This is a genomic window from Veillonella magna DSM 19857 (assembly GCF_000428745.1).
Lineage (GTDB): Bacteria > Bacillota > Negativicutes > Veillonellales > Veillonellaceae > Veillonella_A > Veillonella_A magna.
The window spans coordinates 220,875-245,974 of record NZ_KE386795.1; the positions used below are offsets into that span (position 1 = coordinate 220,875).

At 47.2% G+C, this 25,100-nt stretch carries 18 protein-coding genes; all 18 read left to right on the forward strand.

Annotated features, from left to right (window positions below):
• The first annotated feature begins 48 nt into the window (after positions 1–48).
• The 18 genes from smc (at position 49) to gluQRS (ending at position 25,088) form a co-directional block, all read left to right on the forward strand.
• Entirely contained in the window at positions 49–3,600 is a 3,552-nt protein-coding gene (gene smc, locus G344_RS0107975; RefSeq protein WP_028255736.1) for a chromosome segregation protein SMC, read from the forward strand.
• Complete coding sequence (gene ftsY, locus G344_RS0107980; RefSeq protein ID WP_028255737.1) at positions 3,600–4,532, forward strand: signal recognition particle-docking protein FtsY; 933 nt, start codon at positions 3,600–3,602, stop codon at positions 4,530–4,532. Before smc ends, ftsY begins: the two co-directional genes overlap by 1 nt.
• Positions 4,533–4,631: 99 nt before the next feature.
• Positions 4,632–5,045 (forward strand): hypothetical protein, encoded by a 414-nt coding sequence (locus tag G344_RS11095; RefSeq protein WP_051245875.1) that lies wholly within the window; start codon positions 4,632–4,634, stop codon positions 5,043–5,045.
• 1 nt (position 5,046) lies between these two features.
• On the forward strand, positions 5,047–7,203 hold the full coding sequence (uvrB, locus tag G344_RS0107990; protein ID WP_028255738.1) for an excinuclease ABC subunit UvrB: 2,157 nt from the start codon (positions 5,047–5,049) through the stop codon (positions 7,201–7,203).
• Positions 7,204–7,214: 11 nt separating this feature from the next.
• Entirely contained in the window at positions 7,215–10,064 is a 2,850-nt protein-coding gene (gene uvrA, locus G344_RS0107995) for an excinuclease ABC subunit UvrA (RefSeq protein ID WP_028255739.1), read from the forward strand.
• Positions 10,057–11,886: an excinuclease ABC subunit UvrC gene (gene uvrC / locus G344_RS0108000; RefSeq protein ID WP_028255740.1), complete on the forward strand. Its 1,830-nt coding sequence runs from the start codon at positions 10,057–10,059 to the stop codon at positions 11,884–11,886. Before uvrA ends, uvrC begins: the two co-directional genes overlap by 8 nt.
• Before the next feature lie 85 nt (positions 11,887–11,971).
• The gene (gene brnQ, locus G344_RS0108005) at positions 11,972–13,318 is read left to right on the forward strand and encodes a branched-chain amino acid transport system II carrier protein (RefSeq protein WP_028255741.1); all 1,347 of its coding nucleotides are present in this window, start codon (positions 11,972–11,974) and stop codon (positions 13,316–13,318) included.
• Between the two features lie 59 nt (positions 13,319–13,377).
• A complete protein-coding gene (locus G344_RS0108010) occupies positions 13,378–14,310 on the forward strand; it encodes an NAD-dependent epimerase/dehydratase family protein (protein WP_028255742.1) in 933 nt (310 codons plus the stop codon).
• 86 nt (positions 14,311–14,396) lie between these two features.
• Positions 14,397–14,996 carry a rubredoxin-like domain-containing protein gene (locus G344_RS0108015; RefSeq protein ID WP_028255743.1) on the forward strand — a complete coding sequence of 200 codons (600 nt, stop codon included), beginning with the start codon at positions 14,397–14,399 and terminating at the stop codon, positions 14,994–14,996.
• Positions 14,997–15,092: 96 nt separating this feature from the next.
• Positions 15,093–16,094 carry a nucleoid-associated protein gene (locus G344_RS0108020; protein ID WP_028255744.1) on the forward strand — a complete coding sequence of 334 codons (1,002 nt, stop codon included), beginning with the start codon at positions 15,093–15,095 and terminating at the stop codon, positions 16,092–16,094.
• A gap of 48 nt (positions 16,095–16,142) precedes the next feature.
• Complete coding sequence (ybaK, locus tag G344_RS0108025; protein WP_028255745.1) at positions 16,143–16,628, forward strand: Cys-tRNA(Pro) deacylase; 486 nt, start codon at positions 16,143–16,145, stop codon at positions 16,626–16,628.
• Positions 16,629–16,757: 129 nt separating this feature from the next.
• Positions 16,758–17,480, forward strand: a complete 723-nt coding sequence (locus G344_RS0108030) for a ribonuclease H1 domain-containing protein (protein ID WP_028255746.1) — start codon at positions 16,758–16,760, stop codon at positions 17,478–17,480.
• A 152-nt stretch (positions 17,481–17,632) separates the two neighbouring features.
• Entirely contained in the window at positions 17,633–19,069 is a 1,437-nt protein-coding gene (locus G344_RS0108035) for a hypothetical protein (RefSeq protein WP_028255747.1), read from the forward strand.
• A 14-nt stretch (positions 19,070–19,083) separates the two neighbouring features.
• Positions 19,084–20,076 (forward strand): UDP-glucose 4-epimerase GalE, encoded by a 993-nt coding sequence (gene galE / locus G344_RS0108040; RefSeq protein ID WP_028255748.1) that lies wholly within the window; start codon positions 19,084–19,086, stop codon positions 20,074–20,076.
• 101 nt (positions 20,077–20,177) lie between these two features.
• Entirely contained in the window at positions 20,178–20,864 is a 687-nt protein-coding gene (locus G344_RS0108045; RefSeq protein WP_028255749.1) for a hypothetical protein, read from the forward strand.
• 12 nt (positions 20,865–20,876) lie between these two features.
• Entirely contained in the window at positions 20,877–22,121 is a 1,245-nt protein-coding gene (locus G344_RS11100; protein ID WP_051245876.1) for a type II secretion system protein GspD, read from the forward strand.
• 37 nt (positions 22,122–22,158) lie between these two features.
• Entirely contained in the window at positions 22,159–24,126 is a 1,968-nt protein-coding gene (locus G344_RS0108055; protein WP_028255750.1) for an ABC-F family ATP-binding cassette domain-containing protein, read from the forward strand.
• Entirely contained in the window at positions 24,123–25,088 is a 966-nt protein-coding gene (gene gluQRS / locus G344_RS0108060; protein ID WP_028255751.1) for a tRNA glutamyl-Q(34) synthetase GluQRS, read from the forward strand. The genes G344_RS0108055 and gluQRS overlap by 4 nt, the downstream gene beginning before the upstream one ends.
• Positions 25,089–25,100 lie beyond the last annotated feature (12 nt).

Genomic DNA, 25,100 nt, shown 5'->3' on the forward strand with positions numbered 1-25,100 from the left:
AAGATAATACATAGTGCATAGGTACAAGCAGTAGGAAAGGTGGTAGCCATGCAGCTTCTTCGTTTGGAGCTACGAGGATTTAAATCCTTTGCGGACAAAACTATAGTGAAATTTTCACCGGGCATGACTGCCATAGTAGGGCCTAACGGCAGTGGTAAAAGTAACATTACGGATGCCATGCGTTGGGTGTTGGGCGAATCGAATGTGCGTAATTTGCGTGGCCAGCGTTCGGAAGATGTCATCTTTGCGGGAACGGAAAAGCGTAAACCGCTCAGTACGGCAGAGGTGACTTTAGTCTTTGATAACAGCGACGGGCAATTACCGGTAGAGCGAGCGGAGGTGGCCGTAACCAGACGGTTGTATCGTACCGGGGAAAGCGAATTCTTTATTAATAAGCAAGCATGTCGATTAAAGGATATTCATTTGCTTTTGGCGGATACCGGGCTTGGTAAGGATTCCATGGCCATTATCGGACAGAATCGCGTGGATGCCATTTTAAACAGCAAACCGGAGGAACGACGTCTGATTTTTGAAGAGGTAGCCGGTATTGCTCGGTTTAAGCTCAATAAAGAAGAGGCATTGCGGCGCATTGGAACGACGACGCGCAATATGGAACGCGTGGCGGATTTAATGGCCAATCTATCGGAGCAAACGGAAAGCTTGGCAGAGAAGGCCGAGGCTACGCGCGAGTATAACCGCCTCAGTCGAGAACGACGGACCTATGAAGCCGTGCTGACTCTGCATGAGTATCGCACGGCGGATCGCTTATTTACGCGACAGGAAAACGATAAGCTGGCGTTGGAAGCAGAGGATGTGGAGCTACAAACGACGGAGGCGACGACCGGCGCGGAAGAGCAACGGTTACAGCTGGCGTTGACGGAACAGCGTACCGCGCTGCGTACCTGCGAAGAGGATTATGCCAAAGCACAGCGCCGCGAGGCAGAATGCGAAGGAGACGTACGCATGTTGTGCGAGCAAATGCGAACCATGGAAAAGGAAGCGGCGGATAAAAAGAGTCGCTTGGATGAATTGGATGCCTCTCGGGAAGCTGATTCGCAGCAGGTGCAGTTATTGGAGAAACTGATGGCTGACGAAGAAGCGGAGCTTGTATTGCTGCGTGCTAAAGAACGGGAAGCGGAGAGCTATTATACATCGGCTACGGCAGCCTTGACGGCCGGACAAGCATCGTTTATGGAGGCGCAACAAAAGGAGCGGACCCGACGGGAACAGGAAATGGCGTTGATTGCGAAAGCGGAAAGCTATCGTTCGGATGTGACGGCGGCGGAAGACGAGTATCGGCGCTTAACGGAAAGTTTGGAACGTTTGGAAACGGAAATCGAAGAAGCGCGTCGTGACACCGCATCTATCCGCGAAGGCTATGAACAGCTGACGATACAACTAACCGAGGCGGAAGCAGACGGACGCCGTTGCCGGGAACGTCAGAGCGAATGCCAGCAAACGATGCGCCGCTTGGAAAAGGAACAGCGCCAGAATCGACAACGCTTGGAGCAGGATAAAGGGCGACGGGAGCTGTTATCACAATGGGCCGAACAGTACGAAGGCTACAGTGAAGGTACGCGAAACGTATTGAAAGCTACCTTGCCGTGGCGTAAGGCGGTGGCCGGTGCCGTAGCCGAATTATTTACGGTAGATGACACGTATGCAACGGCTATCGAAATTGCTCTCGGCGGCAGTGTCAATCACGTCGTAACCACTACGTCGCAGGTAGCCTCGCAAGCGGTGGCGTATTTGAAGGAAACCCAAGGCGGACGCGTTACATTTTTGCCGTTGGAAGCGGTGAAGGGGCGACGTCTTACATCGCCGGCACTGCAGGAACCGCATGTACAAGGATTGGCTGTTGATTGTATCAAATTTGATAATCGCTATGAGGGAATTTTTGCACAGTTGTTGGGCAGAGTGATTGTAGTTGATACATTAGAACATGCTATAGGGTTGCAGAAAAAATACCAGCATCGGTTGTCCGTAGTTACTCTTGGCGGTGAACAATTACAACCCGGCGGATCGTTAACGGGCGGTGCCGTAAAACGGCGGAAGGCTACCGTTATGGCGCGCAAACGAGAAGCACAGCAACTGGACGAGCGCATCGCCGTAACGGAGCATCGCTTGGAAGCGGCCAAGGCAGAGATGGCAACCTGTGAAACGGCACTGAGTGAAACGGATACAGCCTTGCAAGTAGCGACGGAGCGGTATCGCGATTTACATTTGCAGCAGGCGAGTCGCGAGGCTACACTTACGGTAGCTAAGGAACGGTTGGAGCGCAAGGAACGAGTATATCATGATGAAACGGCGCGTCGTCATGAATTGGAGACGCGCAGAGTTCAGCTTACGCAGGCATTACAGGATGCAGAGCAACAGCGAACAGCGTTGTACAGCGAAGGGGAAAGTGCGGAGGACGAAGCGGAACGCGTGAAAGAGCTGAGTCGACTGCAGGAGGCCCAACAAAAAGCGTATGAAGTGTTGAGTCAAGCGAAGTTGGCCGTTATGCAAGGAGACAATGCACAAGACGAACGACGTCGCACGATTCACGAAAAGAAGGGTGCCATTGCTTCTTATGAATTGCGTCGTCAACCGTTGTATACGGCTTGGCAGGAAGCCAGCGAAGCAATGCAGCATCGGTTACCGCAAGCGCTGTCCGAGGCGGAAACAGCATTGAAGGAATGCCGCGCTATTATACAGACGATGGCGTCGGGCAAGGATGCCATGTACGGACGCATTAAAGAGTGTGAGCAAGCTGTCAATGAATTACGAGAGCGCCGACGGGTAAATGAAAATCGTCTTCGCCAGGTGCAGCGTCGCTTAGGCGATATGCGCGAACAGCTGGCAAAGTATGAGGTACAGAAGGAGCAAGCCTTGGAAAAATTGGATGCTCTCGGCTTTACCCGCGAGGAAGCGCAGGCACTGCGCGTGGATGGTGCCGTTGCCGATTGGAAGACAGCACATATTACTTTATCCACAGCCATCGAAGCGTTGGGGGCCGTTAATCCCAATGCTATCGAGGAGTATGAAGAGGCAAGGAATAAGCTGGCCTTCTACGAAGCGCAGCAAAATGATTTAACCGAAGCAAAAGCACAGCTGGAAACAGTAATCGAAGAAATCGACAAGGCGATGACCGATCAACTGTTGCAGGTATTGGATATCGTTGGCGAACGCTTTCAAAGTATTTTCAGTCAGCTGTTCGGCGGTGGACAGGCACAGATTGTAGTGACTGATCGGGAGCATATTTTGACGGGGGGCATTGATTTTTATATTCAGCCACCGGGAAAGAAGCGTCAGCAGCTGAGTTTATTGTCCGGCGGTGAACGGGCTTTGACGGTTATTGCGCTACTGTTTTCGTTTCTCGATTACCGGCCGGCTCCGTTTTGCGTGTTGGATGAAGTGGATGCGGCCTTGGACGAAGCAAATGTAGAACGCTTCGGTCGGTATCTTAAAACCTTGGGTGAGGATACCCAATTCATTGTGGTATCTCATCGTAAGCGAACCATGGAGGCAGCTCATGTATTGCAAGGGGTAACGATGGTGGAACGCGGTGTATCGCGATTGCTCACGGTAACCTTAGAGGATGTAAAGGAGGATATGTAATGGCCTTAGGCTTTTTTAATAAAATAAAAAAAGGGTTGGAAAAAACCCGTAAACAATTTGTAAAAAACGTAGAACGCGTTGTTATCGGTTATGCGCAGATTGACGATGATTTCTTGGATGATTTGGAAGCCGTTATGCTCACCGGTGATTTAGGGGTGCGCACTACGGAGTATTTGATGAAAGAAATTCGTCGCGGTGTTACGGAAGGAATCATTAACAATACCGGCGATGTTATGCCTTTCATGGAAGCGCGTATTGCCGAAATGCTGGGTGCGCAGGAAGAAGAACTGACGTTGCACAATCCAGAGGTTATTTTAGTGGTAGGTGTCAACGGTGTAGGCAAAACGACGACGATTGCCAAGCTGGCGCATTATTACAAAGAAGAAGGTAAATCGGTTATTTTGGCAGCGGCCGATACGTTCCGTGCAGCTGCGTCCGAACAGCTTACGATTTGGGCGGAACGGGCCGGTGTTCCCATTGTAAAGCATAAAGAAGGCGCCGATCCGGCAGCGGTTGTATTCGATGCCTTGGCCTCGGCGAAAGCCAAACAGGCGGATGTAGTCATCATTGATACGGCCGGTCGTCTTCATACCAAAACAAACTTGATGGAAGAGCTGAAAAAAATTGGTCGCGTAGCCGACAAACAGGTACCGGGCGCACCGCATCAGACGCTGTTGGTACTGGACGGTACAACGGGACAAAATGCAGTAAGCCAGGCGAAACTGTTCGGCCAAGCCGTGCCGGTTAATGGCATTGTTGTTACGAAGCTGGACGGTACGGCCAAAGGCGGCGTGGTTATTTCCATCAAAGAGGAATTAGGGGTTCCCGTACGGTGGATCGGCGTAGGCGAAGGCATGGACGATTTGCGTCCGTTTAATGCCAAGGATTTCACGAATGCCTTATTTGCCAAAACGACGGAAGAGCAGCCGTAGAAATAGAGTAAGATAAAATAAAAGAAAAGGCATAGGTACGCGAGACGAGTTGTATGGGATTGTAAAATTAGTAAGGACGAATAGAAGGACAAAGAGAGAATGAATGTACGTACTATGACACGAGATGATATTATCGCTTATAGCGAACGTGAAAACGAAGTAAACCAATACGGCGCACCGAAGGAAGCCTTTGCCACCATTGCGGATCTTGTTATGTATATGGGGCGCGAATTATATCGCCCCATTACACGCCTGTTACTGGCAAATTGGCGCGAGCTGCAGGGGCGGTTGGCTTCCTTTAAAGACAGCGAATGGGAGCTACCTGCTAAAGTAGCTGACGAAAGCGGACTGGACAAGCGTTCGGTAGCATTACTTATTGAGGTATTGGAAGGACAAGACACGACAATTCAGGCAGAAGCCGGTAAGACGACACTGACCGCGGCAGAGCGCGCAATGATTCAAGAACACTTGCAGGCCAGTCGTACGGAGGTTCCGGCGGAACAGGAGCAGTAATATGGCGACGCCTACTATACACAGAAATTACAGCGGCGAGCCTACACCGTTTAAGGTGGAGGCTCCCTTTGCGCCTATGGGGGATCAACCGGCAGCGATTGATTCTTTGGCGAAGGGAATAGAAAACGGCGATTGGGCACAGGTACTCCTCGGGGCTACCGGTACGGGCAAGACCTATACGATGGCTAAGCTTATCGAACGGGTGCAAAAGCCGACGTTGATTATTGCCCATAATAAAACATTGGCGGCGCAGTTGGCCAGTGAATTTAAAAGTTTTTTCCCGAATAACGCCGTAGAATATTTCGTATCCTATTACGATTTTTATCAACCGGAAGCGTATATTGCTTCTACCGACACATATATTGAGAAAGATGCGTCCATTAACGATGAAATCGATAAATTGCGCCACTCGGCGACGATGAGCCTTTTCGAACGACGGGATGTCATTATTGTAGCTTCCGTCAGCTGTATTTACGGCTTAGGCGATCCGGAGGATTACAGTGATTTGGTATTGTCTCTTCGCTTAGGGCAAGAAAAGTCGCGCGAAGACATTCTAAAAAAATTGGTGGATATTCAATACAGCCGTAACGATATGAATTTTACCCGCGGTACTTTCCGCGTTCACGGGGATACCATTGAAATTTTCCCGGCCGCTTACAGTGAAAGGGCGGTACGGGTGGAACTATTCGGTGATGAAATCGATCGCCTGGCGGAAATTGATGTACTTACCGGTGAGGTCGTGGCGGAGCGCAAGCATATTGCTGTCTACCCGGCATCACATTATGTAACGACTAAGGATAAATTAAATCTGGCCATTCAACGAATTGAAGCCGAATTGGAGGAACGTTTGGCACAACTGAAGGCGAAGGATCGTTTGTTGGAAGCGCAACGCTTGGAGCAACGCACGCGATACGATATTGAAATGATGCAGGAAATGGGGTATTGCTCCGGTATCGAAAACTATTCCCGTCTTCTATCGAATCGCAAGCCCGGTGAAGCACCGTTTACGTTGATTGACTACTTCCCCGATGATTTTATGATTCTCATCGATGAGTCTCACGTGACCTTGCCCCAGCTGCGTGCTATGTATAACGGGGACCGAGCCCGCAAGGAAAACCTGATTGAATACGGATTTCGCTTGCCGTCGGCTCTCGATAATCGCCCCTTGAAGTTTGAGGAGTTTGAAGAACGCATTAATCAAATTGTTTACGTGTCGGCTACGCCGGGACCCTACGAAATGGAAGTGCAAACCAATATTGCGGAACAGATTATCCGTCCTACCGGTTTGTTGGATCCGGTTATCGAAATTCGTCCCATCAAGGGGCAGATGGATGATTTATTAGGTGAAATTCATCAGCGTACAAAACGGAACGAGCGCGTACTGGTAACGACGCTGACGAAAAAAATGGCCGAGGATTTAACGGATTATCTCAAGGAAATGGGCGTGCGGGTGCGATACCTGCATTCCGATATTGCCACTATCGAGCGGGCCGATATTATACGCGATTTGCGTGCCGGCGTATTCGATGTTCTGGTGGGGATTAACTTGCTTCGCGAAGGATTGGATATGCCGGAGGTGTCCTTGGTGGCTATTCTTGATGCGGATAAGGAAGGCTTTTTGCGCAGCGATACGTCACTGATTCAGACGATAGGTCGTGCGGCGCGCAATGAAAACGGGCGCGTTATTATGTATGCGGATCGCGTAACCGGATCTATGGATAGAGCCATAGCGGAAACGAATCGTCGCCGCAAGGTACAGCAAGCATATAATGAAGAGCATGGTATTGTGCCGAAGTCGATTCGCAAAGAAGTAAAGAACCTTATTGATTTAACGAAACTGGAAGATGAAGAGCAGCCGACAAGTCGCAAGCGAGGACGACGCAGTAAAGATAGCACGGATACGTCTTCGCAAGTGGCGGAAACAACAGCTTCTTATAAAACAGGTGTGACGGCAGCAGCAGAAATGACTGCGGAGGATATATATAATCGGATTGAACGGTTAACCCGTGAAATGAAGGAAGCCGCTAAGCTGTTAGAATTTGAAAAGGCCGCTGCATTGCGCGATGAACTGGGTGAATTGCGTCAGCGTTGGTCTGATATGCATGAGGCAGGCCGGCGTAAACCGCGTGCGGCCAAGGATCAGAAACAACAAAAGTGAAAGGAGTTGCCGTGAAGGATCAAATTATAGTAAAAGGAGCCCGTCAACATAATTTAAAAAATATTGATGTCAGCTTGCCGCGAGACAAGTTTATTGTCATTACCGGATTGAGCGGTTCCGGCAAGTCATCATTGGCATTTGATACCATATATGCGGAAGGGCAGCGTCGTTATGTGGAATCGCTTTCGGCGTATGCTCGACAATTTTTGGGACAAATGGATAAGCCCGATGTGGATTATATCGAAGGACTGTCACCGGCAATATCTATCGATCAAAAAACTACCAGTCGTAATCCCCGTTCTACGGTGGGCACGGTGACGGAGATTTACGATTACCTGCGCTTGCTGTTTGCCCGTATCGGTAGAGCTTATTGCCCGTCTTGCGGCAAACCGATTACGCAACAAACCATCGAGCAGATGGTAGACGATGTGATGCGCTTGCCGGAACGAACGAAAATTCTCGTCATTGCGCCTGTATTGCGCGGCAAGAAAGGGGAACATAAAAATCTGCTGGAACGGTTGCGCAAGGAAGGCTTTGTGCGCGTGCGTATCGATGGTACGATTCATACCTTGGAAGAAGAAATTAACCTGGAGAAGAATAAAAAACATAGCATTGAATTGGTTGTGGATCGTCTGGTAGTGAAGGAAGGCATCGAGTCGCGTTTGACGGATTCCATGGAAACAGCGGCGCAATGGGGCGAAGGCCTTGTGGTCGTACAGGAGGTAGATGGGCCGGAGCATACCTATAGCCAACACTTTGCCTGCCCGGATTGTCAAATATCGCTGCCGGAAATCGAACCGCGCATGTTTTCCTTTAACAGTCCCTTCGGAGCTTGTCCGGCCTGCTCAGGGTTGGGCAGCACTATGGAGGTCGATGAAGACAGAGTGCTGTTGGACGGCGATACCAGTTTTGCGGACGGTGCCGTATTGCCTCTCAGTTCGAATCCCAATGCGTGGTTTATGCGTCAGTTGGAAGGACTTTTGAAGGAGTATGGCTACACGCTGGATAATTGCTGGAACGATCTTCCCAAAGAATTACAGGACAAGGTTATGAACGGCACGACGGAAAAGGTACGTTTCGAATATGAAAATATGCGGGGGGAAATAAAAACCTTCCATACCGAATATGAAGGAATTTTACCAATGGTGAAACGGCGCCATAGCGAAGCATCTACGGACAGCATGCGGGAAAGTTTTGAAGAATTTATGTCTATTAAGCCGTGTAAAACCTGTCACGGTGCGCGGTTAAAACCGGAAGCCTTGGCTATTCGGGTAGGAGATAAAAATATTGACGAAGTGACGCAGATGACAATCAATGAGGCCGGAGCATACTTCAATGAGGTAGTACTGACAGAACGGGAACAGTTTATCGGTGCGCAGATTCTAAAGGAAATCAAAGCCCGTTTGCAATTTTTAAATGATGTAGGCTTGGATTATTTAACTATGAGTCGCAGTGCCGGTACGCTGTCCGGCGGTGAAGCGCAGCGCATTCGCTTAGCTACGCAAATCGGATCCGGGTTGGTAGGGGTCCTGTATATTTTGGACGAACCTTCTATCGGCTTGCACCAGCGCGATAATGATCGCTTGATTGCTACGTTAAAGGGTTTGCGTGATTTGGGCAATACCCTATTAGTGGTAGAGCATGATGAAGATACGATGCTGGCTTCCGATTATTTGGTTGATATCGGTCCGGCAGCCGGTGAAAACGGCGGACAGGTTGTAGCGGCCGGCACGGTGGCGGAAGTTATGGCTAACGATGCATCTATAACCGGTCAATATTTAAGTGGTAAAAAATATATTGCTTTGCCGGAGCAGCGACGTAAGCCGGGCAAGCAGTATTTGGAAATCCGCGGGGCCAAGGAAAATAATTTAAAAGGTATTAACGTGAAATTCCCTATTGGTGTGTTCACGGTAGTAACCGGCGTCAGCGGTTCGGGAAAATCCACGTTAATTAATGAGATTTTGTATAAGGGCTTGGCCAATACGCTGTATCGTTCCCATCATAAGGTAGGAGCGCACAAAGAAATTCGCGGTACCGAATATATAGATAAGATTATTAATATCGATCAAAGTCCTATCGGGCGTACGCCGCGTTCCAACCCGGCTACCTATACCGGCGTGTTCGATGCGATTCGCGAGTTGTACAGTCAAACACCGGAAGCGAAGATGCGCGGCTATAAACAAGGACGTTTCAGCTTTAACGTGCGCGGCGGTCGCTGCGAATCTTGTCGCGGCGACGGTATCATCAAGATCGAAATGCATTTCCTGCCGGATGTGTACGTACCTTGCGAGGTCTGCAAGGGGGCGCGTTACAATCGGGAAACCTTAGAGGTGAAATACAAAGGAAAATCCATTGCCGATGTGTTGGATATGGTCGTAGATGATGCGGTAGAGTTCTTTAAGGCAATTCCTAAGATTCACCGGAAGTTGGTAACGTTGCAAGAGGTAGGCCTGGGTTATATTCGCCTGGGACAGCCGGCAACGACTTTGTCCGGCGGCGAAGCGCAGCGAGTTAAACTGGCGACGGAATTGGCGCGGCGCAGTACAGGGAAAACCTTGTATATTCTGGACGAACCGACTACGGGACTTCATGCCGAAGATATTCGTAAGCTCCTCGATGTATTGCAGAAACTGGTAGACGGTGGCGATACGGTAGTTGTTATCGAGCATAACCTCGATGTGATAAAAACGGCGGATCATATTATCGATCTCGGTCCCGAAGGGGGAACGCGAGGTGGCACCATTGTGGCTACGGGTACACCGGAAGCGATATGCCGAGTACCGGAAAGCTATACGGGGCGTTTTTTGGCACCTGTTTTAGCCAAGACTAAGGCACATATGGAAGGAAAGATTGATGGTTAGCGAAGAATTACTGGAGAAAGTCAGCCATTTACCGACTACGCCGGGCGTATATTTATGGCACGATCAGTACAAGCGAATTATTTATGTCGGTAAAGCAATTAATTTGCGCAATCGCGTGCGTTCCTATGTGCGCCATGACAGCCGACGTGCCCCAAAGGTGGAAGCTATGATGCGACGCGCCGTCGATGTGGAGGTTATACAAACCAAGACGGAAATGGAAGCGTTGATTTTGGAAGCTACTCTTATTAAGGAACATCATCCGCGCTATAATATTATGCTTCGCGACGACAAGACATATCCGTATGTGAAAATTACGGTGCAAGAGGAGTTTCCCCGTGTATTGATGACACGGCGCATGGAACGGGACGGGGCGAAGTATTTCGGCCCCTTCACGGATGTAACGGCAGTACATCGTACGCTTAAGCTGTTGCGGCAACATTTTCCCCTGCGTACATGCCGCAATATGAAGGTGGACCGGCCATGTCTGCAATATCATATGGGATATTGCGAGGCTCCTTGTATGGGCTATGTGAAGAAAGAACACTATGCGACGTACATTGATGAGATTGTTCATCTTTTTGAAGGAAAGCGTATTCCCTTATTGGATGTGCTGCAGCAAAAAATGGAAGCTGCCGCGGAAGATTTAGACTTTGAAACGGCGGCGCTATACCGCGATCAGCTGCAAAGCATCGAGAAGGTACAGGAAAAGCAACGGATGGTGACGCAGCGTGGCGATATTGATGTAATGGGGATTGCTGCGGAAGGACAACTGGCCTGTGTGCAACTCTTTTTTATTCGCAGCGGTCGCTTGTTGGGACGGGAAAACTATTTCGTGCAAAATGACGGCGATGAACCGGTGACGATTATGACGGAATTTATTAAGCAATATTACGGTGCGTCTACATTTATCCCAAAGGAATTGTTATTGCCGCTGGAAACGGAGGACCGTACGCTTTTCAGCGAATGGTTCAGTGCCATGAAGGGACAGCAGGTGGAAGTCAGTGTACCGCAGCGGGGTTATAAAAAAGATTTGCTTCGCATGGCGGAAGAAAATGCACATAATTTTTTGAACGAACGCCGTCGTCAATGGCAATATAATTTGGATAAAAGCGGCGGTGCGGTGAAAAAATTGGCAGAGGTGTTGGATTTACCGCGTTTGCCGGAGCGCATGGAATGCTTTGATATTTCTCATACCCAAGGAAGTGAAACGGTAGCCTCCATGGTTGTCTTTGAAGGCGGACGGCCGGCAAAAAAAGAATATCGCCGGTTTAAATTGAAAACCGTGCAGGGAAAGCCGGATGATTTTAAATCCATGGCAGAAATTATGGAACGCCGCTACGGTAATGAACGGGATTGGCCCTTGCCGGATTTGATTATTATTGACGGCGGCAAAGGTCAGCTGAATGCGGCACTTCCGTTGATACGCAAGGTAGGTGTCAGCGATGTACCCGTTATTTCCTTGGCCAAGCGCATTGAAGAAGTGTTTGTGGAAGGCAAATCGGAAAGCATTATCTTGTCACATCATTCGCCGGAATTACAATTGCTCCAGCAAATTCGCGATGAAGCCCATCGTTTTGCCATTACGTACCATCGCAAGCTGAGGGGCAAGCGCAATCTGGAATCCATTCTCGATCATATTGAGGGAATTGGCCCCAAGCGCCGACAGGCACTGTGGAAGCATTTCGGTACTATGGAAGCCATCAAGGCGGCGACGGTGGAAGAACTGGCGGCGGCAGACGGCATGAATCATAAAGCGGCGGAAGCAGTATATCGTTTTTTCCGCTTGTCGAAGGATGAAAAAAAGAAAATTATCGAAGGCTGATATACATGTTTGACTATGGTCTTTATTTGGGATACTATGGTAATTGTGTGCAATATATTACCTAATTAACAGGAGAGTGATTCCAGTGCAGCAAAAATTATCATTGAGTTCGTCGATACTTATCGGCTCAATGTTGTTCGGCATGTTCTTCGGTGCCGGCAATTTGATTTTCCCTGTTCATATGGGACAGGAAGCCGGTGCTTCTGTATGGCTAGCGACAGCAGGCTTTCTTATTACGGCTATCGGGTTACCGTTTTTAGGTGTGGTAGCCATCGGTATTTCTCGAAGCAACGGCTTATTTGATTTGGCTTCGCGCATACATCCGACCTATGCGAAATTATTTACGGTGTTATTATATCTAACCATAGGTCCTGCGTTTGCTTTGCCGCGTACGGCTACGGTATCCTATCAAATCGGATTGGCACCGTATATCGGCGAAGCATATCAGACGATGGCCTTGGCCGGTTTTACGTTGGCATTTTTTGTGGTAGCTTTATTCTTTGCCATGAATCCGGGCAAGCTGATGGTATATATCGGAAAATTGCTCAACCCTTTATTTTTACTCTTTTTGGCAGTGCTTTTGGTGACGGCCTTGCTCGCACCTATGGGAAGTATTGCGGGAGCACCCGTTAGCGGTGATTATGTAAGTCATGCTTTCTTCAAAGGATTTACGGAAGGCTATAACACAATGGATGCACTGGCAGCGTTAGCATTTGGTATTGTCGTAGTACGTGCCATGCGCGAATTGGGCGTGACCGAACCGAGTGCCATTGCCGGAGGTATTGTAAAATCCGGGATTGTTACGGTTATTTTAATGGTAGTTATCTATGGCTTCTTAGCGTATGTAGGGGCATCCAGTGTAACGACGCTGACGCTTTCGGCAAATGGCGGGATTGCTTTGGCACAAACGGCGGATTATTATTTTGGATCCGTAGGGGCTGTTCTTCTGGCTGTTATTGTTACCTTGGCCTGTTTGAAAACAGCGGTCGGTCTTATCAGTGCTTGTTCGGAAACCTTCGCTGATTTATTTCCGGCAAGTATGAGTTATAAACCGTATGCATATGTGTTTACCGTAGTCTCCTTTTTAATCGGCAATGTAGGGTTGACACAAATTATTACGTTGGCTATTCCTATTCTAATGCTCTTATATCCATTGACGATCACGTTGATTTTATTAACCTTTTTATCACCGTTGTTCCATCATCGTCGCGCTGTATATGCTTGGACTACGGGCTTTGCCGTATTGGCTGCTATCGGTGATGCATTGAATACATTGCCGGCAGCGCTAGCGCACACGGCAACGGTGCAAAGCATACTGGCTGCATACGGGCAATTGCCGTTTTTCGATATTGGCATGGGATGGGTGGTGCCATCGATTATCGGTTGTATCATCGGCTGTATACATGCGGCTTTTTCGCGTGCCCAAGTATAACGCATCTATAATTTCACTGACCATGTACGGCTATATTAATTAAGTAGGAGGAATGCTCCATGAATATTTGTGTTACCGGCGGGGCCGGTTTTATCGGGTCCCATTTGACAGATCGTTTGATTGAAGAAGGACATCGGGTTCTTGTGATTGACAATTTATTTACCGGCAGTCGTGAGTTTGTCAATGCTAAGGCCGATTTCCGTGAAATGGATATTCGCGATACGGCATTAACAGAGGTATTGCTTGCATTTAAACCGGACTACGTATTTCATGAAGCGGCGCAAACGATGGTGCCTGTATCCATGGAGAAGCCTGCATTGGATTGTGATATCAATCTGATGGGATTGATTAATGTCCTTAATGCGTGTCGGGCGGCTCATGTTAAAAAATTGATTATGCCATCTTCCGCAGCCGTGTATGGTGATTTAGATACGTTGCCGTTAACGGAAGCCATGCAGGGGGCACCGTCTTCCTTTTACGGCTTGACGAAGCTGACGACGGAAAGTTACCTGCGTATCTATAAGGAAGCCTTTGGTCTTGATTATATTTGTTTCCGTTATTCTAACGTGTACGGGCCTCGTCAGGGGCACGGCGGTGAAGGCGGTGTTATCAGTATATTCTGTGAACGTTTAGCCAAAGGACAAGGTGTTACGGTATATGGCGACGGCGAGCAAACCCGTGATTTTATTTATGTCGGCGATGTAGTGGAAGCAAATATGTTGGCGTTGCAGCATACGGAATGCAGCGGAGTGTATAATGTAAGTACCGAGGTAGGCACTTCTTTGAATACACTGCTTAACGAATTGAAATCTATTATCGGAACCGATATTGATGTCAACTATGAGCCGACTCGAACTGGTGATATAAAACACTCAAGATTAAGTATCAAAAAAAGCAATGATAACCTTGGATTTAGAGCAAAAATAGATTTGACAAGTGGCCTGAAAACAACGTATCATTATTTTGCAGATATGGAAAATTTTGATATGTAAAGGTGAGAGTATATTACACTTTTACAGATGTGTAAACGAAAACTATTTATGACATATTGATGTGTTAGATGATGAAGGAGAGATGTATGGAAACGAAGAAGCAACAAGAGAAGAAGATACAGTATATTATTTGCCGCGTTTGCGGATACATCGAAACGGCAGATAAGGCAGATCAGCCTTGTCCGGCTTGTGGTTTTCCAAAGACGGTTTGGATGGAATATAATCCGCGCCGTTTGAATCCGACACGTAAGAAATTATTGGATTTGCATTTACATCCGATTGCCGTACACTTCCCAATTACCGGTTCGGCAAGTACCTTATTGTTGCCGTTGATTGCCTTAGTAGTACCTTATGGTTTATCTTATCGTTTGTTCGATATGGTAACTTTGATTGCTATGATTATGCCGCTTTTGACATTAATCGGTGCAGTTAGTGGTTATATCGGTGGTAAGCTGCGGTATAAGACGACTACGGCACCGTTGTTAAAACGCAAGATGTACTTGAGTATTGTGTATTTCCTCATTACGTTGGGACAGTCCTATATTGCCTTTTCAACCGGCGTGGGACCGGAAAATGCGTTGATCATGGCCGGTTTGGGGTTAGTTTCGTCCGTTGTGGCAGCTATTCTCGGGAAGCAAGGTTCCCATTTGTTTGCCGGTTTGCACGGACCGTATGTAGCCGGTTAACGAATATTAATAAAATATGTAATAATGAGTGCTCCGATTCATGTGTTATAATACGTGATGACAGAGCACTTAATTTTTTTATAGGAGTTGTGATAGATGCAGGTAAATAAAGCAGTACTGCAAATTTTTGACTTTACCTCGTCCTTAGCAGTGTATTCGGAAAATGAACTACAGGTAGGCGAAGAGCATATACAAAATTATTTGCAAGCTCATGTGGATAAGGCGTTTAGAGATCCCGGCGCTCGTACCGGCTATATTCGGGAAGAGAGTCACATAGGTCAGCAGCTGGCATCGTATGCGGCAGGCGAAACTTCGTTGGTAGCATTGTCTAAGACGATGGGGGAACAACTGTTCAATTATATGAAGCAAGCTACGGAGCCGGTAGTTATGGATGGGATTTTCTGTGAAGCTGCCGGTGATGCAGGCAATTATCTGTGCTTACTTCTTTGTCAAGCACACGATGCATATACGCATCAACTGTTTAGCGAGGATGATGGTACCTTGACGACGGAACTGGTTGAGCATCGGGCAGTACTTCCCATGCCGACGCAGAAAATACGATCTTTTTTTGCCGTCAATTTAGAGAATTACAGTGTGCGCGTATTTGAGCCTAAGGGAGAATATGACGGTGAGGTTGTGTATATTCTCAGCGATAAGCTTCTTGACATCGGAACCAATCAGTCGTCACGCGACACGGTGCGTAAAGTAAAAAATATCGTAAATCGAGTGGCAACGGCTCATGAGTCGGACGGCGTAGCAGAGATGGCCAAGGCGAAGGAAATCATTGCAAAGAATGCCGAGGTGTCCGATACCTTAGATCCGGTAGCTGTTATTGAAGATGTGTTCAGCAGTAATCCTATTCAGCAGGAAGCGGCTAAAAAGGAATTGGCCGAAGCCGATATGATGCGACCTTTGCCGGTGAATCGCGAGTTTGCCGGCAAGCAGGGACGACAGCATAAGATAAAAACGGATACGGGCATCGAAATCAGTTTTCCCGTAGAATATATGAAGAATCGAGATTTTATTGAAATCGTTACGAATCCTGACGGTACGTTGCGAATCGAGTTAAAGAATATAAATAAAATTTCTAATAAGTAACGTCTGATAAAGAAAAATAAAACATAGTAAACGAGGTATGAAGTAGGTATGAGTAAGAAGGATCACAAGAAAACAAATGCTATGCGTATTTTGGATACACATAAGGTGGCATATAATGTATTGGAATATGAATGGGAAGAAGGGCGTGGTACCGGTGTGCATGTGGCAGAAGAATTACATTTGCCGGCAGAGCGTGTGTTTAAAACATTGGTTGGCCGCGGCGCCAAGACAGGTCCGGTTGTTTTTTGTATTCCCGTAGCGGCGGAATTGGATTTGAAGCAAGCTGCTAGAATCAGCGGTAACAAGTCGGTGGAATTAATTCACGTGAAGGAGTTATTGGGTATTACCGGTTATATGCGCGGCGGCTGCTCGCCGGTGGGGATGAAGAAGCTTTTCCCTACATATTTCGATGAAACTATGGCGCAATTTGATGCGGTCTATGTCAGTGCGGGACTGCGCGGCATGCAAATTCAGCTGAATCCGCAGGAATTGGCAGAGGTGGTACAAGCACAGTTCGTACCGCTTACCATGTAACCGATTAGTCCTATGCAGTGGATTATAGAAGCGTATAATATACAGGCAATAGATTCGTATGTAATATATGGTCAATCGAGAATATACAATGTATTAATACTAGTGAAGATGTAATGCAAAGGAGGTCGCATGGCCAAAAAGTTTTATGCCGTACAACGAGGGCGTACACCGGGGATCTACGTGACCTGGAGCGACTGTGAAAAGCAGGTGAAGGGATATGCCGGAGCTGTTTTCAAATCATTTCCCACGATGCAGGAAGCGGAGGCTTTTATGACAGGGGGCAGTGTAAGCATGTCCTTAGCCGATTATTTCGGATCACCTAAGGAAGCCGAGGAAAGAAGGATATTAAGCCGTGGCGTGCCTACGTCTCGTAAATCTATAGGAGAGAGTATATCCGACAAAACCGGAAAAGAAGAGGTCGCACCATCGACAGAAACTATATTGACCGCATATATTGACGGTAGCTTTGATAAAAGAACGGGGGCGGTAGGTGCCGGCGGAATTATATTCCGTGGCAATGAAGAGGCGGAGTTTTCGTTCGGTACTCGAGAATCCCTGTACACGGCGTATTGGAATGTGGCCGGAGAATTGTTGGCAGCACGGCATGTTATTGAGGAAGCCTTGGCAGGCAGATACGATGAGTGTCATATTTACTACGATTATATGGGCATAGAAATGTGGGCCACGGGCCGGTGGAAGGCAAACAATCCTTTAACGCAATCGTACGCTGCTTTTTGTAAAGCCGCAGCTAACAACGTGAAGCTAGTATTTCATAAGGTGGCGGCGCATACCGGAGTAGCCTACAATGAACGGGCAGACAGTTTGGCTAAGGCAGGAACCAAAAAGGTATAGTATGCGCATTGACAAGAGTTATGTGAATAGTGGGAATATAGACTGCTAATGAGCATTTATTGGTTGCTAATGAACAAAAATACCGTTACAATGAAAAAGGTAGCTATTTTCATGATTGCTATGCAAATAATTAATAAAGGACGGTGACAGTTATGAAAAAGATCACATTATCATCGGGTTTTTCCTTTGATTATACAAATATAATGATGGATGGCGGCGTAGTACAACAGGATATCGAAGAATCCTTTGAACGCATTGCCAATGCCGTAAAGGCATCTGAACGTGTACGGCGCAGCGGCGTTGTAGACGGTCATCTTTCCAAAGACGGCGAGCCGGAGGCAGTGTTGTTTCCTCAATTACCGTATATAGAGGAAGGGAATATTAACAGCCCGGCGGTACTTCATCGTTTAGAGGCGCTGGGAAAGCATGCGCAGGCAGAGATTGATGCGGTAGTGAGCTTTGGTATCGGTGGCTCCTATTTGGGAGGCAAGGTGCTGTTTGATGTACATTGCGGCGAATTTTGGAATTCCATGAGTGCGGAAGAACGTAATCAATATCCGCGATTATATTTTAGTGGTAATAATGTAGACGGTGATCGCACGGCAGCACTTATTGATCAGCTTTGCCGTGAAGCACAGGCGAAGAGCGGTAACTACAAGGTTATGCTCATCGTCATTTCTAAATCCGGATCTACGATAGAGCCTATGTCTAATTTTATGGTAGTAGAGCAAGGACTGCGGGATGCAGGCATTGATTACGAAGTCATTGCTGTGACGGATCCTCATGAAGGCGAAAAGGAAACGCTGCTGCACAGTTTGGCAGTAGAAAAGAATTGGCCTATCTTTTCCGTACCGGACGGTGTAGGCGGTCGTTTCTCCGTGTTTACCGAAGTAGGTCTTATTATCGGTGCCGTGACCGGCTTTGCCATTCGAGAATTTTTAGATGGTGCCAAGTCTATGGATGAAGCGTGTCAGACAGGCATTGTTACAGAGAATCCGGCGTTGATGAATGCATTGTTAAAATATATTGCAGCAGAAAAATACGGTCGCAATATAGAAATTATGATGCCCTACGGTGATAATCTTAAGTCCTTATCGGAATGGTATGTACAGCTGTTGGCGGAATCTCTCGGCAAGGAGCAAAAGAATGGCAGTCGGTACGGTCGCACACCGGTGGTGGCCGTAGGTACGACGGATATGCATGCGCAGACGCAGGAGCATCAAGAGGGTCGATACAATAAAATCGTCAGCTTTGTGCGGATAGCAAAAGGAAAATCGGATCTCGTCGTACCGCATACATACGATACGTACAGTAAACTGGCTGCCTTCAGCGGATTACCCTTACATACGATTATGAATACAGCCTTGGAAGCTAACGCAGAAGCATTGACCAGCGACAATCGTTTTAATTGTACGGTGGAATTGCCGCAATTGAATGCATTTCATTTGGGGGAAATCATGTTCATGTATTGCTGGGCTATTTTCTATGAAGGACAGCTCGCCGGCGTAGATGCGTTTAATCAACCGGGCGTGGAAGTGTATAAGAAGCTGCTGGGTCCTAAATTGGCAGCGCACAAGGAAGAAAAATAGGAGGCGTTACAGCTATGAAGTTATTGGTTACCGGCGGTGCCGGTTACATCGGCAGTCACACTGTGAAGGCTTTATTGGCAGCCGGTCACGAACCGGTGGTATTGGATAATCTATCGCGAGGGCATGTGGCAGCCGTACCGGCGGGAGTTACGTTTATTAATAAAGATATTGCGGATCCGAATCTGGCGGAGCTTCTCCGGGAGGAACAGATAGAGGGCATTATGCATTTTGCCGCACATTCGCAAGTAGGCGAATCTATGATAAACCCTGCGATTTATTATGAAAATAACGTGGTCGGTTCGTTTCGCCTTATCGAAGCAGCACGGCAGGCCGGTGTTCGTTACTTCGTATTTTCTTCGACAGCTGCCGTATACGGCGAACCGGATGAGGTGCCCATTAAGGAAACAGCAGACTTGCATCCTACTAATGTATATGGACGTACGAAACTTATGATTGAACATATGCTTCGCGATTACAGTTCCATTTACGGTATGCGCTATGTAGCCTTGCGGTATTTTAATGCGGCCGGTGCCGATCATTCGGGTTGTATTGGCGAAGATCACACACCGGAAACACATTTAATTCCGCTTGTATTGCAGGCAGCACAGGGAAAACGTGAGTCTATTACCGTGTTTGGTACAGACTATCCTACGGCAGACGGTACTTGTATACGCGACTATATCCATGTCAGCGATTTAGCGTCGGCTCATGTGTTGGCAATGGAATATTTACGTGACGGCGGCGAATCGCAGGTATTTAATTTAGGAACGGGCAATGGTTTTAGTGTTAAGGAAATTATTGATGCGGCTAAGAAAGTGACGGGCATTGATTTTAACGTGACTATCGGTGAACGCCGTGCCGGTGACCCGGCAAAATTGATTGCTTCTTCGGATAAAATTAAAGATATGCTGGGATGGAAGCCGGTAGCCAGTGAGGTAGAACAAGTATTGGCTGATGCATGGCGTTGGCATGAAGCACATCCTAACGGATATGATGACAAAGACTGATGAAGAATACGGAATAAACTAGCAAGTAGTGATTGTTCTACGGCAGAAAAGTAGTCTATTATAAGTGAAAGAAGATAAATAAGTAAAAGAAGGCAAAACATATGAATATAAAAAGACCGAACCGACAGGCAGTATGGGATATAGTAAAAAGAAAGGGCCGACTCCTGTGTGGAGCGGTCTTTTTATTTTGCAGTATAGGTATATACGGTTGGCATGTAGGCGCATTACATACTGTTTTTGGACATACATTGGCAGCAAATACAACGTCAACGATAGATGCACATAATAGAGGATATGAATTGACTGAGGGCAAACAGGTAACAGACGACGGAGAAAAAGAGTTAGTAAGTGTAGCCAATAGTCAGCGAGCTTGGCCATTGGAGAATCCCTTCGACGGAATTATACATCACGGAGATACGACTGAGAGTATGTCGATGGAATTAGTTCCGCTACAAGATAGAGGGGGAGAGAATACAGCAAAAAGACAGCGCGGAAGCAGTGAGATGAGAGTAGGAAACTATGTACAGGCGCTGCGGAGCCGGACACCACAAGCATTACAGGGAGATGCTTCGACGTTGCCGAAGAAAAGCGTCTCCTCTTCTCGAAATAAAACGGTTACGCTACAAGGTATCGTAACCGGGGGACATCCGGTAGCACTTTTGCGTGTAGGTGGGCAGGAAGAAGCCTGCGGAGTAGGTGAAGGTGTAGGCGGTGTGCGTATTGTTTCTATTGCAGATACCAGCGTTGTCATTGCCGACGGCACCGGTACGAGAAGAATATATTTATAGGAGATGGAATACATGGTAATCGGGTATGTACCTAAATCGTTAGTAAAGAAATTTATGTTCATTATGGTAGCTGTGATAACGGTGAGCCTGTGGGGCGGGCGCACTACAGTGGAAGCCGCCGTAACAATGCATGTTAATAATGCCAATATAGCCGCATTAGTACGGGGGATTGCCAGATCGGAGGGGATTCCTATTATAGGGACGGAAACCTTATCCGGCGAAGTAACGGCTGACTTTAATCACGAAAGCGGTAAGGAAGCTATCTATATGTTGGGAAAACTAAAGCATTTTTCCGTAACGGAAGAAAAGGGAATTCTCGTAGTAGATGGCAGCGGAATGGAAAACAAAGAGGATCGACAGGCACATATTATTGTCCCAAAACATTTATCGCCGCCGGCACTGGCCGACGCATTGGCAGCAGTTATTGATACGAAACGGTGCCGTGTTATAAAAGCTACCAATCAAATTATGGTGTATGCTACGCCGGCCGAATGGCGTCGTATTACAGAGGTGCTGGATACGATAGATCGTATACCGCAACAGGTTCATATTGAAGCGGCCGTGGTAGCTATGGAGGCTTCTTATATGAAGGAAGCCGGAATTGAATGGAGTTGGCAAAGCTTGACTGGGCATGGAGAAGATAGCACGCATGAATACGGCGCGATTACTTACGGTAAGCTGCTGCGAAGCGATAGGTACCACGTATTAGTAAAACCGACACTTCATGCGTCGGAAACGGAAGGTAAAAGTGTACTTATTACAAAACCATCCATCATGACGGTAAACGGAGAGGAAGCAAAAATTCTTATCGGTGATAAGCTGCCTGTATTGGTAGAAAATCGCGAAGACGGTGAAACGAGAACGACCGTGCGCTATGAAGAGTCGGGGATTCGATTGACCTGTACACCATATGTTACATCCGACGGTAGTGTAGATGCAGATATTTTTGCAGAGGTCAGCAGCCCTTCCATGGTGTCCGAATTAAAGGCGTACAGAATTACATCACGAGAAGCACACACGCGTGTACATTTACGGCGGGGAGAAGTCTTGGTTATCGGCGGTCTGATGGATAATCGCACAGGACGCCAGGAAAGTAAAGTGCCATTGTTAGGGGATTTACCGTTGGTAGGTCATTTATTTCGCCATGCGCGACGTACGAAAGACAGCGTGGAGCTTTGTATTTTAGTAAAAGCCGATGTGATTCCCTCTGTCGGCTATGACGAGGGACCTTTACAATACGCGCCGGATAGAGGATAATTAAATAGATTATGTAATGACGAGCAAGGAGGCAGGTATGGAGCGAATTCGTATTATAGGATTGGGTAAGTCCTTCGGCATACGTGAAATTTTTAAAGATATATCTTTTGAAATAAAAACCGGCGATCGTCTTGGGTTAGTAGGTCCTAACGGTGCCGGTAAATCGACATTACTTAAATGCATTATGGGGCTGGAAGAACCGGATGCAGGACAAGTAGTCATTGATGATGCGGCCAGTATCGGTTATTTGCAGCAGGATATCAGCCTCGGTAATGATAGCTTGGAAGAGGAAATACAAAAAGCATGGCGCGATGTGCAGCATTTGGAAGAACAGCTGCAAGAAGTGACGGCACGGCTGGAGAAGCAACCGGATAATGAACGTGATTTACAGCGATTAGCACATTTGCAGGAACGGTTGGAATGGCTAGGCGGTTATGATTATGAAGCACAAAGTCGTCGCATCGCTTACGGGTTGGGCTTTACCGATGAAGATCTTAAGAAACCGGCGGATGAATTTTCCGGGGGACAGAAGACACGTATTAACCTGGCGAAGGCATTGGTGCGCAGACCGGAATTTCTTTTCTTGGATGAACCGACCAACCATTTGGATATGGATATGCTGGAATGGTTGGAAGGCTATTTGAGTGCTTATCGCGGCGGAATTCTTATCGTCAGCCATGACCGCTATTTTTTAGATCGCGTAGCGACGGGTATTGTCGAATTGGATCATCATAAGGCTACCGTATATAAAGGAAATTATAGTCGCTATTTACAGCTCCGGGACGAACGTATGAAGGCGGCGAGAACGGCATATGAAAAACAGCAAGAATATATCCGTAAGACTGAGGAGTATATTGATAAATACAGAGCCGGTATTAAGTCTAAAATGGCGCGGGGCCGACAATCCCAGCTGAATCGTTTGGAACGTCTAGAAGCACCGGAAGCATCACAACACTTGCGCTTTACATTTCCGCCGGCTGCCGTCAGTGCCGACAAGGTATTAGTAGTAGAAGAAGTATCTGTAGGTTATGGGGACCGAGATATTATTGATGATGTATCGTTTACCGTACGCCGTGGTGAAGCAGTAGGCCTTATTGGTCCTAACGGTGCCGGTAAATCGACATTGGTTAAAGCGATTATGGGTGAACTGGTGCCAGAGATAGGGTTTATCGATATTGGCAATCGCGTGCAAATAGGTTACTTCTCACAGGAGCACGAGGAGTTGCATGACCACTGGACCGTATTGGAAGAAATTATGAATAATTTTAATTATTCCGAAGAAAAAGCACGCAATGTGCTGGGCATGTTCCTCTACCGCGGGGATGATGTATTTAAAACGGTAGGCGATTTATCCGGTGGCGAACGGGCACGATTGGCTTTGCTAAAATTATTTTTGGAAGGAGATAACTTTCTCGTACTGGATGAACCGACCAATCACTTGGACATTCCTACGCGTGAAGTGGTAGAAGAGGCGTTACAACGCTTTGAAGGAACCTGCTTTGTTATCTCCCATGACCGTTACTTTTTGGATAAGGTAGCCAAGCGTATTCTTGTCTTGGATGAAGGGAAAATCACGGAATACGGAGGTAATTTTTCCTATTATAAGGAAAAGCTGCATGAGCAAGCGGAGCGTGAACGATTGGCTAACGAAGAGTCCGAAGCAGGCAAAAAAAATCATGGTGCGAATAGCGGAACACCTACAGCCGATAATGCAGTAGGTGTTAAGGGAGCACAGACAAAGAGTCCTGTCGATACCGGTAGTGCTGAAGCAACACCAGCAGCAGAGGTTAAAAAACCCAATGCCTATATGCAAGCAAAGCGTTTGACAGAAATAGAAACAGAGATTGCCCGTTTGGAAGCAACGCTAAAAATGTATGAAGTACAGGTAGCCAATCCTGAAGTACAATCAGATCTTGAAGAAATGGCACAGGTAGCTCATGCAATGGAAGAGGTTACTACAAAATTAGAAACTCTTTATGAACAATGGGAGGCCTTGGCAGAATGAAGGGGCGATTTGCACCAAGTCCCACCGGCCATATTCATTTAGGCAATGTATGGATAGCCATGTTATCGTATATATCCACACGGCAACAGCAGGGTTCGTATGTGCTTCGTATGGAGGATATCGATTATGTACGAGCCAAGCGCAGTTTAGGTGAAGATTTACTGGATGATTTGGAATGGCTTGGTTTCGATTGGGATGAAGGACCGCGAACGGGTGGTCCCGATGGTCCTTACTGGCAAAGTGAACGCTATGATAGATATACGGAAATTTTGGAAGCGTGGCAAGAAAAAGGGCGCATTTATCCGTGCTACTGCAATCGGGCACGCTTACAAAGTATTGCGTCGGCACCGCATCCGGGAGAACCGCCTCATAGTTATGATGGCCGCTGTCGTCATTTATCTGCTGATGAGAGAAAGGCGTTGCGCAGTAAGAAGGACCCTTCGTGGCGATTGTGCTGTGATACGCGAAGCGTATATTTCTATGATACTTGGCAAGGACCTCAGTTATATGAATTACAGGCAGCTACCCATGACTGCGTAGTTCGTCGGGCCGATGGAATGTTTGCTTATAATTTGGCAGTCGTGCTCGATGATGCGGCGATGGGGGTTACCGAAATCGTTAGAGGCTATGACTTATTGGACAGCACACCGATTCAGTTGTATATATACGATATATTAGGAAAGGAACCACCGGTTTATAAGCATGCACCGCTTATCGTAGATGGCAAAGGGTATCGCTTGTCCAAGCGGCAGCAAAGTATTACGATTCGAGAACTAAAGGCCTCGGGATTCAGTGCGGCCATGATATGGGGGCGCTTAGCATTGTTAGGTGGATTAGTAGAGGAATCTATGCTGGGACCGCACCGGACAATAACATTAGCACAGTTGAGAAACATAAAACTAAATTTTACAAAATTAAAATGCCCATCTATAAGATTGACAAATTTCGATATTAAGGTATAATTAATGGCGTGA